The sequence below is a fragment of the Salipiger marinus genome (assembly GCF_900100085.1).
Classification (GTDB): domain Bacteria; phylum Pseudomonadota; class Alphaproteobacteria; order Rhodobacterales; family Rhodobacteraceae; genus Salipiger; species Salipiger marinus.
Genome location: NZ_FNEJ01000007.1, coordinates 228,398 through 242,524 on the forward strand (window position 1 = coordinate 228,398; position 14,127 = coordinate 242,524).

Annotated in this window: 12 protein-coding genes and 1 pseudogene; 10 read left to right on the forward strand and 3 right to left on the reverse strand. The window is 66.0% G+C overall.

From position 1 onward, the window contains the following. Positions 1–16 precede the first annotated feature (16 nt). From BLR51_RS10195 to BLR51_RS10205, 3 genes and pseudogenes are all read left to right on the forward strand, one after another. Positions 17–1,069, forward strand: a complete 1,053-nt coding sequence (locus BLR51_RS10195) for a tartrate dehydrogenase (protein ID WP_089846604.1) — start codon at positions 17–19, stop codon at positions 1,067–1,069. Then, the gene (locus BLR51_RS10200) at positions 1,066–2,502 is read left to right on the forward strand and encodes an NAD-dependent succinate-semialdehyde dehydrogenase (RefSeq protein WP_089846501.1); all 1,437 of its coding nucleotides are present in this window, start codon (positions 1,066–1,068) and stop codon (positions 2,500–2,502) included. The genes BLR51_RS10195 and BLR51_RS10200 overlap by 4 nt, the downstream gene beginning before the upstream one ends. Further along, positions 2,478–2,922: pseudogene (locus BLR51_RS10205) on the forward strand (integrase core domain-containing protein); the annotation flags it as partial. The gene BLR51_RS10200 and the pseudogene BLR51_RS10205, both read left to right, overlap by 25 nt. Before the next feature lie 384 nt (positions 2,923–3,306). Here the strand turns inward: BLR51_RS10205 and BLR51_RS10210 are convergent. Then, positions 3,307–4,002 (reverse strand): GntR family transcriptional regulator, encoded by a 696-nt coding sequence (locus tag BLR51_RS10210; protein WP_089846505.1) that lies wholly within the window; start codon positions 4,000–4,002, stop codon positions 3,307–3,309. Between the two features lie 177 nt (positions 4,003–4,179). On the opposite strand from BLR51_RS10210, the gene BLR51_RS10215 reads away from it, so the two are divergent. From BLR51_RS10215 to BLR51_RS10235, 5 genes are all read left to right on the forward strand, one after another. Further along, entirely contained in the window at positions 4,180–5,217 is a 1,038-nt protein-coding gene (locus BLR51_RS10215) for a C-terminal binding protein (RefSeq protein WP_089846507.1), read from the forward strand. Between the two features lie 113 nt (positions 5,218–5,330). Then, the gene (locus BLR51_RS10220; protein WP_207543610.1) at positions 5,331–6,353 is read left to right on the forward strand and encodes a TRAP transporter substrate-binding protein; all 1,023 of its coding nucleotides are present in this window, start codon (positions 5,331–5,333) and stop codon (positions 6,351–6,353) included. A gap of 67 nt (positions 6,354–6,420) precedes the next feature. Next, positions 6,421–7,011, forward strand: coding sequence for a TRAP transporter small permease subunit (locus BLR51_RS10225; RefSeq protein ID WP_089846511.1), 591 nt, complete (start codon positions 6,421–6,423; stop codon positions 7,009–7,011). After that, on the forward strand, positions 7,011–8,336 hold the full coding sequence (locus BLR51_RS10230; RefSeq protein ID WP_089846513.1) for a TRAP transporter large permease: 1,326 nt from the start codon (positions 7,011–7,013) through the stop codon (positions 8,334–8,336). Before BLR51_RS10225 ends, BLR51_RS10230 begins: the two co-directional genes overlap by 1 nt. Positions 8,337–8,501: 165 nt before the next feature. After that, positions 8,502–10,118 carry a GMC family oxidoreductase gene (locus BLR51_RS10235; protein ID WP_089846515.1) on the forward strand — a complete coding sequence of 539 codons (1,617 nt, stop codon included), beginning with the start codon at positions 8,502–8,504 and terminating at the stop codon, positions 10,116–10,118. 5 nt (positions 10,119–10,123) lie between these two features. On the opposite strand, the gene cueR is transcribed toward BLR51_RS10235, so the two are convergent. Beyond that, positions 10,124–10,519: a Cu(I)-responsive transcriptional regulator gene (gene cueR, locus BLR51_RS10240; RefSeq protein WP_089846517.1), complete on the reverse strand. Its 396-nt coding sequence runs from the start codon at positions 10,517–10,519 to the stop codon at positions 10,124–10,126. A gap of 182 nt (positions 10,520–10,701) precedes the next feature. Here cueR and BLR51_RS10245 point away from each other — a divergent pair, with 182 nt between their 5' ends. Beyond that, positions 10,702–11,991, forward strand: coding sequence for an ArgE/DapE family deacylase (locus tag BLR51_RS10245; protein ID WP_089846519.1), 1,290 nt, complete (start codon positions 10,702–10,704; stop codon positions 11,989–11,991). A 207-nt stretch (positions 11,992–12,198) separates the two neighbouring features. On the opposite strand, the gene BLR51_RS10250 is transcribed toward BLR51_RS10245, so the two are convergent. Then, positions 12,199–12,909: a GntR family transcriptional regulator gene (locus tag BLR51_RS10250; RefSeq protein WP_089846606.1), complete on the reverse strand. Its 711-nt coding sequence runs from the start codon at positions 12,907–12,909 to the stop codon at positions 12,199–12,201. A gap of 124 nt (positions 12,910–13,033) precedes the next feature. On the opposite strand from BLR51_RS10250, the gene BLR51_RS10255 reads away from it, so the two are divergent. Next, on the forward strand, positions 13,034–14,062 hold the full coding sequence (locus BLR51_RS10255; protein ID WP_089846520.1) for a TRAP transporter substrate-binding protein: 1,029 nt from the start codon (positions 13,034–13,036) through the stop codon (positions 14,060–14,062). The last annotated feature ends 65 nt before the right edge of the window (positions 14,063–14,127 follow it).

A 14,127-nucleotide genomic window follows, 5' to 3' on the forward strand; every position in this document is an offset into this window, starting at 1 on the left:
CGGGGCAGAGACGACGATGAAGACCTACAGGCTGGCCATGATCCCCGGCGACGGGATCGGCGTCGAGGTGACCGGCGCCGCGATGCAGATCCTTGAGGCCACAGCCGCGCGGCATGGCTTTGCGCTGGCGCCGCAGTGGTTCGACTGGTCCTGCGCGCATTATATCGCCACCGGGGCAATGATGCCGTCAGACGGGATCGAGACCCTGCGCGGCTTCGACGCGATCTATCTCGGCGCTGTCGGCTGGCCGGAAAGCGTGCCTGACAATGTCTCGCTGCACGGGCTGCTGCTGCCGATCCGCAAGGCCTTCGACCAATATGCCAATATCCGCCCCCATCGTCTGCTGCCCGGGGTCGAGGGGCCGCTGCGCGCGCAAGGTTTCGACATCCTCTGCATCCGCGAGAACACCGAGGGCGAATATTCCGGCGCGGGCGGACGGGTGCATCAGGGCCGACGCAACGAGGTGGCGGTGGAAACCGCCATCTTCACCCGCAACGGCGTGGAGCGCATCCTGCGCTTCGCCTTCGATCAGGCGCGCCAGCGGCGGGGCCATGTGACCTCGGTCACAAAATCCAACGCGCAGAAATTCTCGATGGTGTTCTGGGACGAGGTGACGCGCGAGGTGGCCGCCGACTATCCCGACGTCACCGTCGCCCACATGCATATCGACGCGATGGCGGCGCGGATGGTCATGGCGCCCGAAAGCCTCGACGTGGTCGTGGCCTCGAACCTCTTCGGCGACATCCTGACCGATCTCGGCGCCGCGATCCAGGGCGGGCTGGGTTTTGCGGCCTCGGCCAATATCTGCCCCGATGGCAGCGGTCCGTCGATGTTCGAGCCGGTCCATGGCTCGGCCCCCGACATCGCCGGACGGGGCATCGCCAATCCCATCGCCGCGATCTGGTCCGCCGCCCTGATGCTGGACCATCTGGGCGTGGCCGAGGCCGCGCGCGCCATCCTTACTGCCATTGAAGCCACCACCGCGAAGGGCATCGGCACCGTGCCCGGGCGGGACGCGACCGACAAGATCACCGCGCAGATCCGCGCCGAACTGGAGACGCTCCCATGAACCTGCAGGATCCCGACCTGTTCCGCATCGCCGCCCTGATCGACGGGCGCTGGATCGCGCGGCCCGAACTGGAGGTGACCGATCCCGCCACCGGCGCGAGTCTGGGCCGTCTGCCCGACTGTACCGCCGCCGAGACCCGGGAGGCCATCGCCGCCGCCGCGCAGGCGATGACGGGCTGGGCAGCCCGTACCCATGCCGAACGCGCCGACATCCTGATGCGCTGGTATCAGCTGATCCATGACCATGCCGAGGATCTGGCGCAGATCCTGACCGCAGAGCAGGGCAAGCCGCTGTCCGAGGCGCGGGCCGAAGTGGGCTATGGCGCCAGCTTCGTGCGCTGGTTCGCCGAAGAGGCGCGGCGGATCAACGGCAAGATCATCCCCTCGCCGCAGAAAGGCAAGAAAATCCTCGTGACGAAAGAGCCGGTGGGCGTCTGTGCGATCATCACGCCGTGGAACTTTCCCATCGCCATGATCACCCGCAAGGTCGCGCCGGGTCTGGCGGCGGGCTGCACGATGGTCATCAAGCCTTCGGATTTCACACCCTTCTCGGCCCTCGCCCTCGCCGTTCTGGCCGAGCGGGCGGGCATCCCGGCGGGTGTGCTGAACGTGCTGACCGGCAGGCCCGAGGCCATCGGGGCCGAGCTGACCGCAAGCCCGGTGGTGCGCAAGCTTTCCTTCACCGGCTCGACGCGCGTTGGCGCCCATCTCGCGGCGCAATGCGCGCCGACCCTGAAGCGCCTGAGCCTCGAGCTGGGCGGCAACGCGCCCTTCGTCATCTTCGACGACGCCGATCTGGAGGCGGCGGTCGAGGGCGTGATGCAGTCGAAATTCCGCAACGGCGGGCAGACCTGCGTCTGCGCGAACCGGATCATGGTCCAGTCGGGGATCCATGATGCCTTCGTCGCGGCACTTGCGGCCCGGGTCGATGCCCTGATCGTCGGGTCGGGCACGAAGACGGACGTGGCCATCGGACCGATGATCAACATGGCCGCCATCGACAAGATCTCCGCCCATGTGTCGGATGCGCTGGACCGGGGCGCCCGCCGGGAAACGGCGGCGCGCGACCTGCCACGCCAGTATGCCGACCCGGTGGTCCTGTCCGGGGCCACGCCCGAGATGCGGCTCGCCTCGGAAGAAACCTTCGGTCCGGTTGCGCCCATCTTCCGCTTCAAGACCGAGGAAGAGGCGCTGGATCTGGCCAATGGCACCCCCTTCGGGCTTGCCGCCTATTTCTATACAGGTGACATGGCCCGCGCCTTCCGGTTCGGGGAAAGGCTGGAATTCGGCATGGTGGGCCTGAACACCGGCCTGCTGAGCAACGAGGTGGCGCCCTTCGGCGGCGTCAAGGCCTCGGGTCTGGGACGGGAAGGCGCGCAGGAAGGCATCGACGAATATCTCGAGACCAAGGCGCTGCACTGGGGAGGCCTGTAAGCTCCATGATCCGGCCCGCCCCACAAAAGCCGGGCAAGCCCGGCTGCATCATCGGTGACAATGGGACCGAGTTCACCAGTCGGGCGATCCTGAAATGGGCCGACAAGAAGGATCTGTCTTGGCGCCACATCGATCCGGGCAAGCCGCAGAAGAAGGTCATCATCGAGTCGTTCAATGGCAGCCTGCGCGACCAGTTTTTGAACGAGAAGATATTCGACAGCCGGGATGATGCACGGCGGACGCTCGCCCTGTGGCTTGACGACTACAACACGGTCAGACTGCGCTCCTCCCTCGCTGGGCAACCAGACACCGCAGCAGGCGCGCCGAACGCATGAGCAATCTGGGGGCTCCGCGTCCGGCGCGCTTGCGTCCGACGCAGCATCTGAATACCAAAATCCAACCTGCAGCCTCTCGCTGTGAATGAGGGGCTCGCAGGGGGCAGGTCAGTAGCGCCAGACGCTGAAACCATGGCCGCCCACCTGACGAAAATCAGCCTGCGGCAAATCCGGCGCGGTTCAGTCCAAGATGGCGGCCTTCACCCTTCGCGGTCTTTCCTCCGACCTTGATGAGGTCATGGCCGCGCTCCGGTGCCTAGGTCCAATGGCAAGACCGAAGGGTGGAGCAAAGGCTGAAGATGCTGAAAAGGCAGATGTTTGGTGCCACAGCCATCGACCTTCTCCTGGCGCGCCTTAAGCATTCCGCATGACAACCCCACAGAAATCGAACCGACCCCAATTTGAGGTGCCGATTGACAAAAAGGCCTATGCGAGGGCTCTGCGGCAAGAAGCGCCCCTGCCCGCCGCATCAGCGGAAAATCTGCCGGTATTCTTCCAGCGACCGGTTTAGCGCCTTGGCGCGCGAGCCGCGCTTTTCGGGAAGGTCCAGTTTGGCCTCGTTGATCACCATGATATGCGCGCGCAGCGCCTCGGCGGCCTGATCGGGGTCACCGGCTTCGAGGTGGCGCAGGATCTGCTTGTGCTCTCCGAAGGACTGCTTGCGATAGGCGCCGGTGCCAGCCTGAAGCCGCACGCGCAGGGCCTTGATGGCCGGGGCGGTCAGGTCATAGGCCTGCGGCAGGTAACTGTTGCCGGAATTGTTGATGAAGGCCAGATGGTATTCCATGTCGGCGGCCTCGTAGTCTTTCCAGTTCCCCTCGCCCAAGGCCTTTTCCATGCGCGGGATGGTCGTGGCGAGCGTGTCCAGAACGGTGGCCCGCGCCGCCTGCAGCGACAGGCGCATCCCCGCCGTTTCCAGAATGGCGCGGAAGCTGCTCATCTCGTAGACATCTTCTCGGCTTGGCGAAAAGACATAGGTGCCCGCCTGCGGCACGATGGTCACCAGCCGCCGGTCGCGCAGTTCCAGAAAGGCGGTCCGGACCGGGGCCTTGCTCATTTCCAGAGCCTCGGCGATCTGCACCTCCGACAGGCGCTCTCCGAAGGCCAGATCACCCGAGACGATCGCGTCTCGGATGCGCGTGAAAGCCAGTTTGCTCAGCGACACGTCGCTCTCCTCCGGGTCAAAAGTCCGGGACTCGCCTCATGCGCGTCCGGGGTCCGGAGGCGCGCTGAACCCCGTTCTATCGCCGCCCACCGGTCAAGTCCATTTACGCCACTTGACAGGTAAAATGAAATACTAGAATTCTAGCTGAGACGAATTTGAGGAAAGGATGCCCAGCAAATGACCCGGTTCCGTCTCCTGACGCCAGATGCGCAGTATCCTGACGACGCCATGATCGAGCGCGAGACGGCGGGCCCCGACGTGCACTGGAGCATCCATCGCGCAAGACAGCCCGACGCGATCCCCGCCGAGGACTGGCGGCAGGCCGATGCGCTGGTGGTCTGGCACGAGATGCCGGTGGGCGCAGAGGTCATCTCCAAGCTCGAGCGCTGCAAGATCATCGTCCGGGCCGGGGTGGGCTTCGATCACATCGATCTGGAGGCCGCCGCCGCCAAGGGCATTCCGGTCTGCAACACGCCCGATTACGGCACCAGCGAGGTGGCCGACCATGCCGTCGCGATGATGCTGAACTTCAAGCGCGGGCTGACCTCCTATCACCGCGCGCTGGTCGCCTCGCCGCAGGAAGGGTTCGACCATGCCCGCGCCCCGCTGACCGGGCGGCTGCGCGGGCGCACGCTTGGCCTCGTCGGGCTGGGGCGCATCGGCACGGCGACGGCGCTGCGCGCCAAGGCTTTCGGGCTGCATGTGGTGGGCTATGACCCGCATGTGTCGCGCGGGACCGAAATCGCGCTCGGGGTGCAGCGGGTCGAAAGCCTGCAGGCCCTGCTGGAGGTCAGCGACATCGTCAGCCTGCACTGTCCGCTGACCGAAGAAACCCGCGGCATGATCAATGCCGAGACGCTGCGGCAGATGAAGCCCGGCGCCATCGTCATCAACACCGCGCGCGGGGCGATCGTGGATGTGCCGGCGCTGCTGGAGGCGCTGCGGGACAAGGTGATCGCGGGGGCCGCGCTGGATGTCCTGCCGGTCGAGCCGCCCGCGCCGGATGATCCGATCTCGCGCGCCTATGCGGACCGGAGCGATCCGCTGACCGGCGAAAGGCTGCTGCTGACGCCGCATGCCGCATGGTCGAGCCCGGAAAGCGTCGCGGATGCGCGGCGGCTGTCGGTGGAGACGGCCATGCTGCGGCTGCGGGAGGGACGCATCCGCAATCTGGTCAACAGGCCGGAGGACATCCTGGTTCCGGCTGCCGAATAGGCGGGGCCCGGGAGGGGAGGAGGCCCGGAGCGGTGCACGTTCCGGGGGCGGCCATGCCCCGCGACAGGCGGGGCGGGCCAGAGATGCCAGTTGATCCATAGGGAGGAGAAGATATGGCCAGAACGATCAGGATGACGATGCTTGCCGCCATGATGACGGCAACGGCGGGAGGGGCTGCACAGGCGCAGGACTTCTCGTTCACCTTCCAGTCGGTGGACCCGGCGGGAAATCCCAATTTCCAGATCCAGAACGAATGGACGGAGCGCGTCGGCGTGATGAGCGGCGGCCGCATCGAGATCGAGCTGCTGCCCGTGGGCGCCGTCGTCGAATATAACGAGACGCAGGATGCCGTGGGGGCCGGGATTCTGGACGGGCATATCACCGATGTCAGCTATTTCTCCGGCAAGGATCCGGCCTTTGGCCTTGCCGCCAATCCGATCGGCGCATGGTCCTCGCCCGAGGAGATGTTCCGCTTCATGCGCTATGGCGGCGGCAACGAGATGATGGCCGCGCTTGAGGAGCCGTATAACCTCAAGTTCGTCGGCGCGACCACGACCGGGCTGGAAGGATTTGTGTCCAAACGGCCGCTGGACGGGGTGGATGACCTTGAAGGTCTCAAGGTGCGCGCGCCCGAAGGGCTGATCCAGCAGGTCTTTGCCGCCGCTGGCGCGGTTCCCGTCAACCTGCCCTATGCCGAGGTGTTCACCGCGCTCGACAAGGGCGTGATTGACGCTGCGGATTCCACCGTCTTCTCGACCAACCAGTCGCAGGGGCTGCACAAGGCGGGCAATCATCCGGTCTATCCGGGCTTCCATTCCATGCCGCTGGTGGAAGTGTCGATGAATCTGGATGTCTGGAACAGCCTTCCGGCGGATCTTCAGGAAATCATGACCGTCTCGGTGCGGGATCTGGCCACCGACATGGTGTCGCAGCTGTCGATCAAGGATCTGGAGGCGGTCGCCGAGGCCAAGGCCAATCCCGACATCACCGTCCATAACTGGCCCGCCGAGGAACGCGCCCGCTTCCGCACCATCGCCATGGGCCAGTGGGAGAATGTGGCCGCGCAGTCCGACAATGCCAAGCAGGTCTATGACACCCTGACGAGCTATCTCAAGGCACAGGGCCTGCTGGACTGAGTGACCCGCGGACGGGCGACCATGTCGCCCGTCCCGTTCCCCCTTGCAATCAACCGGATGACTTCACATGGCGGAGCCTGACCCTGTCGCGCGCCCGGGGATCCCCGAGGCGGCGCTTTCCCACCCCAGAACCCTGCCGGAGGCGGGCCGGATCGGCCGGGGCATCGACCGGGTCGCGGCGGTCTTTGCGCTTGGCATCGTGCTGGCCATGGCCATCCTCGTGCTGGAGGTGATCACGCGGTATTTCTTCAACGCGCCCACCACTTGGGCGCATGAGACCTCGACCTTTCTCAGTGCCATCACCTTCATCTTCGGCGGCCTGCTCTGTGTGGCGCGCAATTCGCACATCCGGGTGGTGCTGCTTTATGATCTTGTCCGGGGCCGGGCGCTGCAGGTGCTCAATGCGGTGATCTCGCTGACCTGCATGATCTCCACCGGGTTTTTCGCCTGGGCCGCATGGCACATGGTGCGCAAGGCGATCTTCCGGCCTTCGGGGGATTTCTTTCTTGAAACCAGCGGCAGCGCGTGGAATTCGCCCGCGCCCGCGCTGATCAAGATCTTTCTGTTTCTGGTGCTCATCGTCATGAGCGGCCAGTTCCTGCTGCTGACTTTCAGCTACATGCGGGCCGCACGGGCCCCAGAACGGGCGGACCGGTGATGGATGTCATTTCTTCGGTGCTGGATCTCTCCAGCCTCGGAATCGAGGGCGGCACGCTGCTGATGTTCGGCCTGCTGCTTGTCCTGCTGCTGACCGGCATGCCGCTGGCGCTGGTGACGCTGCTGGTGGCGCTGCTGTTCGCGCTTGGCTGGTTCGGGCCGATGGCGGTGCCGCTGATCACCAGCCGCGTCTATTCCTTCGTTTCCTCCTTCGTCTTCGTCTCCGTGCCGATGTTCGTGCTGATGGCGGCGATCCTCGACCGGTCCGGGATCGCCCGCGACCTTTTCGACGCGATGAAGCTGGTGGCGGGCCGGGTCAAAGGCGGCGTGGCGGTCCAGACGATCTTCGTCGCCGTCATTCTGGCCGCCATGAGCGGCATCATCGGCGGCGAGATCGTGCTGCTGGGGCTGGTGGCGCTGCCGCAGATGCTGCGGCAGGGCTATGACCGCCGCCTCGCCATCGGCGTGGTCTGCGCGGGCGGCTCGCTCGGCACCATGGTGCCGCCCTCCATCGTGCTGATCATCTATGGCCTGACGGCGAATGTCTCGGTGGGCGAGCTTTTTACCGCCGCTTTCGTGCCGGGCTTCATGCTGGCCGCGATGTATGTCGCCTATGTCGTGTTCCGCTCTTATACCGATCCCACCGCCGCCCCGCCCCCCGAGACCCGGAAGATGCCCGCAGCCGAGCAGCTGAAGCTGCTGCGCGGGCTGATCCTGCCCGGCCTCGTCGTGGTCTTCGTGCTGGGCTCCATCTATGGCGGGATCGCCTCGGTGACCGAAGCCTCTGCCGTGGGGGTGGCGGGGGTGATCCTGTCGACCCTGCTGCGGCGGGAATTCAGCTTCGCCATGCTGCTCGACGCGGCGCTGCACACGCTGACCACCGTCGGCATGATCGTCTGGATCGGCATCGGCGCCAGTGCGCTGGTCGGGGTTTACAACCTGATGGGCGGCATCGATTTCATCTCGTCGCTCATTGCGGGGGTGTCGGACAACACCACGGTCATCGTCCTGACCATGATGCTGATCCTGTTCGTGCTGGGCATGTTCCTTGACTGGGTGGGGATCGCGCTGCTGACCATGCCGATCTTCGTGCCGGTCATCCGCGATCTGGGGCTGGATCCGATCTGGTTCGGCGTGCTTTTTGCCATGAACATGCAGGTGTCGTTCCTGACCCCGCCCTTTGGCCCGGCGGCATTCTACCTGAAAAGCGTGACCCCGCCCGACATCACGCTGGGCGAGATCTTCCGGTCGCTGGTGCCCTTCATCTGCCTGCAGGTGATCGCGGTCGGCCTGCTGATCGCCTTCCCGCAGATCGCTGTCTACTGAGGCGATGCAGATGCAGAAGCCGAAGGCGCGGAGCGGGCGCAGGACTCCGGAACGCCATGACAGCGCGGGCCGCGACCGGCCCGGGCTGGAGGACAGCCAGATGACACGGTCTCCCGGCGACGGGTCGGCAGGTCAGGACCAGACAGATATGCGAAAGGCGACCCCGTGAGCGAGCGGATCGACAGCGGAAGCTATGATTACATCATCGTCGGCGCCGGATCGGCCGGATGCGTGCTGGCCAACCGGCTGAGCGCGGATCCGCGCTGCCGGGTGCTGCTGCTGGAGGCGGGCGGCAGCGACAACCGCTTCTGGGTGCATGTGCCGATGGGCTATCTTTACGCCATGGGCAACCCCAGCATGGACTGGTGTTTCCGCACCGAAGCCGAGCAACATCTGGGCGCGCGCGCGCTGAACTATCCGCGCGGCAAGATGCTGGGCGGCTGCTCGTCGATCAACGGCATGATCTACATGCGCGGTCAGGCGCGGGATTACGACCAGTGGCGGCAGATGGGCAATGCGGGCTGGGGCTGGGACGAGGTGCTGCCCTATTTCCGCAAATCCGAACATCACTGGGGCCCAGCGGATGCGCATCACGGCAGGGGGGGCGAATTGCGGGTCGAACAGCAGCGCCTCAACTGGCCCATCCTTGACGTGGCGGCGGCCGCCGCCGAGGAAATCGGCATCCAGCGGACCGAGGATTTCAACGATGGCGACAACGAAGGTACCGGCTATTTCCCGGTCACCCAGCGCGGCGGGCTGCGCTGGAATGCCCGCAAGGCCTTCCTGACCCCGGCGCGGAAACGTCCGAACCTGCGCATCGAAACCGGCGCGCAGGTTGAACGGCTGGTGCTGGAGGGCCGTCGCGCCACGGGGGTGGAGTACCTGCTGAAAGGACGGCACCATCGCGCCCACGCCGGGCGGGAGGTGGTGCTGTCGGCAGGGGCCATCGGCACGCCGCAGATTCTGGAACTGTCGGGCATCGGCGATCCCGACCGGCTGTCGGAGCATGGCCTCACGCCCCGCCACGCGCTGCCGGGGGTGGGCGAGAACTTGCAGGACCATCTGCAGCTGCGGACGGTCTGGAAGATCAGCGGCGCCAGAACCCTCAACGACCGGGTGGCCAGCCTGCCGGGCCGGATCGGGATCGGGCTGGAATACCTGCTGCGCCGGTCCGGACCGATGTCCATGGCACCCAGCCAGCTTGGCATCTTCTGCCGCTCCTCGCCGCGCGAGGCCTCGGCGAATGTCGAATTCCATGTGCAGCCGCTGTCGCTGGACAGCTTCGGATCGCCGCTGCATCCCTATCCGGGGCTGACCGTGTCGGTCTGCAACCTGCGCCCCGAAAGCCGCGGCAGCGTGCATCTGCGCAGCGCCAGTGCTGGCGACGCCCCGGCCATCCGCCCGCGCTATCTGACCGCAGAGCAGGACCGCATCGTGGCGGTGGAAAGCCTGCGCCTTGCCCGGGCGCTGATGCAGACCGCCGCCATGCGGCCCCACGACCCGCAGGAGGTTCTGCCCGGCCCCCGGATGCAGAGCGATGCCGATCTGGCGCAGGCCGCCGGGCAGGTCGGCACCACCATCTTCCATCCCGTCGGCACCGCCCGCATGGGGCAGGACGCCATGGCGGTGGTCGATGCCGACCTGCGGGTGCATGGCATCGCCGGGCTGCGCGTCGCCGATGCCTCGATCATGCCGACCATCGTGTCGGGCAACACCCATGCGCCGGTGACCATGATCGCGGAAAAGGCGGCGGATCTTCTCCTTGGCGCCCGGAACGGCTGACCGGCTCAGACCCCGGCAGGCCGCGACAGGCCCGACAGGATCGGGCAGTCCGGGCGCTGGTCGCCGGAACAGGCCTCCACCAGCGTGGTGAGCGTGGTCTGCATCGCCTGAAGCTCGCTGATCTTCTGCTCGATCTCCGCAAGATGGTCGCGGGCGATCTGCCGGACGTCGCTGCTGGCGCGGCCCTCGTCCTCGTAAAGCGCGAGCAGGGACCGGCACTGTTCGATGGTGAAGCCCAGCGATCGGGCTCGGCCAAGGAAGGTCAGCTTGTGCAGGTCGGTATCGCGGAAGCGGCGGTAGCCATTGGCGCCGCGCTGCGGGCGGACAAGGCCGATCTCCTCGTAATAGCGGATGGTCTTGGCGGGCAGGCCCGAGCGGGTGGCCACGTCTTTGATGTTCATCATCGTCTCCGTGATCGTCCCTCGCTAGATGGGGCGCATCTGCGGGACCGGCAACGGCAACGGCCTGGACTTCGCCGCCGCCTCCGGCTGGTCCGGGGCCGGGTCCGGTCGATAAAGGCGTGACATTGCGTACAGAACCCCCAAAACTCTGCGTGTCACGGATCAGCAGCAGGACCCAGAAGATGCGCATGTCGGAGCAGGTGAAATCGGCCATCACAACCGCGGTCGAGGAGGGGTTTGCGGAGCAGATCGAATTTACCAAGGCTCTGGTGCGCTTTCCCTCCACCCGCGGCAGGGAGCAGGAGGTGGTCGAGTTTGTCGCCGCAGAACTGGCGCGCCGCGGCTACGAGATGGACCGGTTCGAGATGGACCGCGCCGCGATCGAGGCGCATGAGGGCGCGGGCAAATACAGCCCCGAGCATTCGACGGCGCAGATCGTGGTCGGCACGCATCATCCCCGGCAGGAGGTGGGGCGGTCGCTGATCCTGCAGGCGCATGTGGATGTGGTGCCCGCCGGGCCGGAGGACATGTGGCGCCATCCGCCCTTCGAGCCGCATGTGGAGGGCGACTGGCTTTACGGGCGCGGCGGCGCCGACATGAAGGCCGGGCAGGCGCAGATCTTCTTCGCGCTGGACGCGCTGCGCCGGGCGGGATTTGTCCCCGCCGCGCGGGTGCATCTGCAGACCGTCGTGGAGGAGGAATCGACCGGCAACGGCGCCCTGATGACCTATCTGCGGGGCTATGACGCGGAGGCGGTCCTGATCCCGGAACCCGAGGAGGAGATGCTGGTGCGTGCCAATGTCGGCACGCTCTGGTTTCAGGTCGAGGTGCGGGGCATGCCGGTGCATGTGCGCGAAATGGGCAGTGGCGCCAATGCCATAGATGCCGCCTATCGCGTGATCGGGGCGCTGCGGCAGCTGGAAGAGGCGTGGAACGCCGAGAAGGCGGAGCACCGGTTCTTCGAAGACGTGGAGCATCCGATCAACCTCAATATCGGCAGGATCGAAGGCGGCGACTGGGCCTCTTCCGTGCCGGCATGGTGCCGGGTCGACTGCCGCATCGCGATTTATCCCGGCATCAAGGCCGCCGAGGCCGCGCGCGAGATCGAGGAGACGATCCGCGCCTTTGCCGAAGCTGATCCCTATCTGAAGGCGTGGCCGCCGCGCGTCACCTTCAACGGCTTTTTCGCGGAAGGCTACGCGCTGGAACCCGGATCCGAGGCCGAGGCGGTGCTGTCAGCGGCCCATCGCGCCGCAACCGGCGAGGAACTGGCAAGCTTCGTGACGCCCGGCTATCTCGACTGCCGGGTCTACCAGCTTTACAACCGGATCCCGTCGCTGTGTTACGGGCCGATTTCGGAAAACATCCACGGGGTCGACGAACGGGTGAGCGTGGAGTCGCTGCGCCGCACCACAACCACCATGGCGCTGTTCATCGCCGAATGGTGCGGGCTCGAAGCCATCGAGCGCTGAGCGTCACCGCAGGCCCGCAGCGTCCGGTCCTTTCGCGTTCCCGCACATGACCGGCGACGCGATGCCCCGGCACGGGTTTGAAGGGGCGCTTGCGGCAGCGTAACCGTAACCGCAGCGGGTGTCGCCCGGCAAAAGGGATCTGTGCCGCGCCCCGGTCAGCGGAGGCGGGCAGGCCGGAGCTGATCCCGCCTCGCGGCGGGCCGCGGCTCAGCCGTTGGCGCGGTCGCGGCGCAGCTGTTCGAGCAGGTGGCGTTCGGCCCCGCGCGCATGTTCTTCCACCACGGCGGCGGCGGCGTTTTCATCTGCGGCGGCAATCGCGGCGATGATGCGGCGATGTTCCTCGTTCTGGGCGCGGCGGCGGGCGGGGCTGGCGGGATAGCGCAGCGCCAGCGCATGAACCACCTGCCCGTGCCGTTCGCGGATCGCCAGCGCCTCGCTGTTGAAATGGTTGCCATAGGTGACCTGATGGAAGGCGTCGTCCAGCACGTCGAGCCGGACCTGATCGGGGCCGTCCAGTGCCTCGATCTCCTCCTGAATCGCCACCATCCGCGCGATCTCCTCCCGCGAGGCATGGCCCACGAAGAGCCGGATCAGGTAAGGTTCGATCAGGGCGCGGATGTCGAAGATGTTGCGCACGAAGGCCTCGTCAAGCATGCGCACGCGCGCCCCCCGGTTGCGCGACAGGATCACGAAGCCTTCGCCGCTGAGCTGGTGCAGGGCCTCGCGCACGGGATTGATGCTGACATCGTAGCGCCGCGCCAGATCCTGCGTTTTCAGCCGCGAGCCCGCAGGCAGCGCACCGCTTACGATGTCGCCCCGCATCCGGACATGAAGGGGGGTGGCCTCCGCTGGTTCGGTGTCCTCGGCCTGCGGGTGCCCCGGCACGCCAGCCCTCCCTCGAAGCTCAGCATCAGACATGATCACGGTCCCATTGTTCAAGAGATTGCGATCATAGCCGATATTTGAGTGGTGAAAAGAGTCTTGATTATGTGTAATCCATGTGAGATCGTCCACGCATCGACAGATTTTGGGAGGAATCGCGTTGACCTTTACACTCAGAACCACCTTCACCGCTGCGGCCATCGCGCTGCTTGCCGCTCCGCCCGCGCTTGCGGAGGAGATCAAGTTCGCCTTCGAGATGTTCGAAGGGGACAACCCCGAATACAACGCCGCCACGGCGTTCAAGGATTACGTGGAGAACAAGAGCAACGGCGAGCTGACCGTGCGCCTGTTCCCCGGCAACCAGATGGGATCGGTCCGGGAAACCACCGAGATGGTCCAGCAGGGTACGCTGGAAATGACGCTGCCCTCGGATGGCGCCTTTGCGGGCTTCTATCCCCCGATCCAGGCGTGGTCGATGCCGTACCTGTTCCAGTCGGCCCCGGTGGCTTGGCAGGTCATGCAGGGCGAGTTCGGTCGCTGGACGCTTGAGGACATTCACGCGCAGACCGGGATGAAGGCGCTGGCCCTGTCGCAGAACGGCTTCCGCTCTTTCATGAACAATGAAAAGCAGATCGTCACGCCCGCCGACCTTGAGGGGATGAAGATCCGCACCATGGAAAGCCCGGTCTACATGGAGATGGTCGAGGCGCTTGGCGCCGATGCCACCCCGATTGCCGGGTCCGAAGCGGTGATGGCGCTGCAGCAGGGCGTGGTGGACGGGCTTGAAAGCCCGCCGCCGGTGCATCTGGCAGGCGGTGCGGCGGATGTGTCCGATTTCATGACGCTCAACGAGCATGTCTTCGGCCTGCACATCGTCATCGCCAATGACGACTGGTTCAACGGCCTGTCGCCCGCGCATCAGAAGATCGTCACCGATGGCGCCAAGCTGTTCGCCAGCATCGAGAATGTCGAAAAGACCGCCGGGGACTGGCAGGCGATCCGGGTGATCGAGGAGGAGAAGGGCGTGCAGGTCCATGTCTCCACCCCGGACGAAAAGCAGCAGTTCCGCGATGCGGTCTATGAGCCGGTGCGCGCCTTCGTGAGCGAGCAGGTCGGCGACGACATCCTTGAACGGATCGAGGCTGCGGTCGCACAGGCGGAAACCGAGCTTTACGGCCCGACCGAGTAACCCCCGCGCGCAAGGCCCGGGCGACGCTGTCGCCCGGCGCTGCTTTGCCTGCGCCAAGCTCCGGA

Excerpts from the sequence above, each read along its gene's own strand:
- BLR51_RS10195 (WP_089846604.1), top strand. The coding sequence starts at position 17 with ATGAAGACCTACAGGCTGGCCATGATCCCCGGCGACGGGATCGGCGTC.
- BLR51_RS10200 (WP_089846501.1), top strand. The coding sequence starts at position 1,066 with ATGAACCTGCAGGATCCCGACCTGTTCCGCATCGCCGCCCTGATCGAC.
- BLR51_RS10215 (WP_089846507.1), top strand. The coding sequence starts at position 4,180 with ATGACCCGGTTCCGTCTCCTGACGCCAGATGCGCAGTATCCTGACGAC.
- BLR51_RS10220 (WP_207543610.1), top strand. The coding sequence starts at position 5,331 with ATGGCCAGAACGATCAGGATGACGATGCTTGCCGCCATGATGACGGCA.
- BLR51_RS10225 (WP_089846511.1), top strand. The coding sequence starts at position 6,421 with ATGGCGGAGCCTGACCCTGTCGCGCGCCCGGGGATCCCCGAGGCGGCG.
- BLR51_RS10230 (WP_089846513.1), top strand. The coding sequence starts at position 7,011 with ATGGATGTCATTTCTTCGGTGCTGGATCTCTCCAGCCTCGGAATCGAG.
- cueR (WP_089846517.1), bottom strand. The coding sequence starts at position 10,519 with ATGAACATCAAAGACGTGGCCACCCGCTCGGGCCTGCCCGCCAAGACC.
- BLR51_RS10245 (WP_089846519.1), top strand. The coding sequence starts at position 10,702 with ATGCGCATGTCGGAGCAGGTGAAATCGGCCATCACAACCGCGGTCGAG.
- BLR51_RS10250 (WP_089846606.1), bottom strand. The coding sequence starts at position 12,909 with ATGTCTGATGCTGAGCTTCGAGGGAGGGCTGGCGTGCCGGGGCACCCG.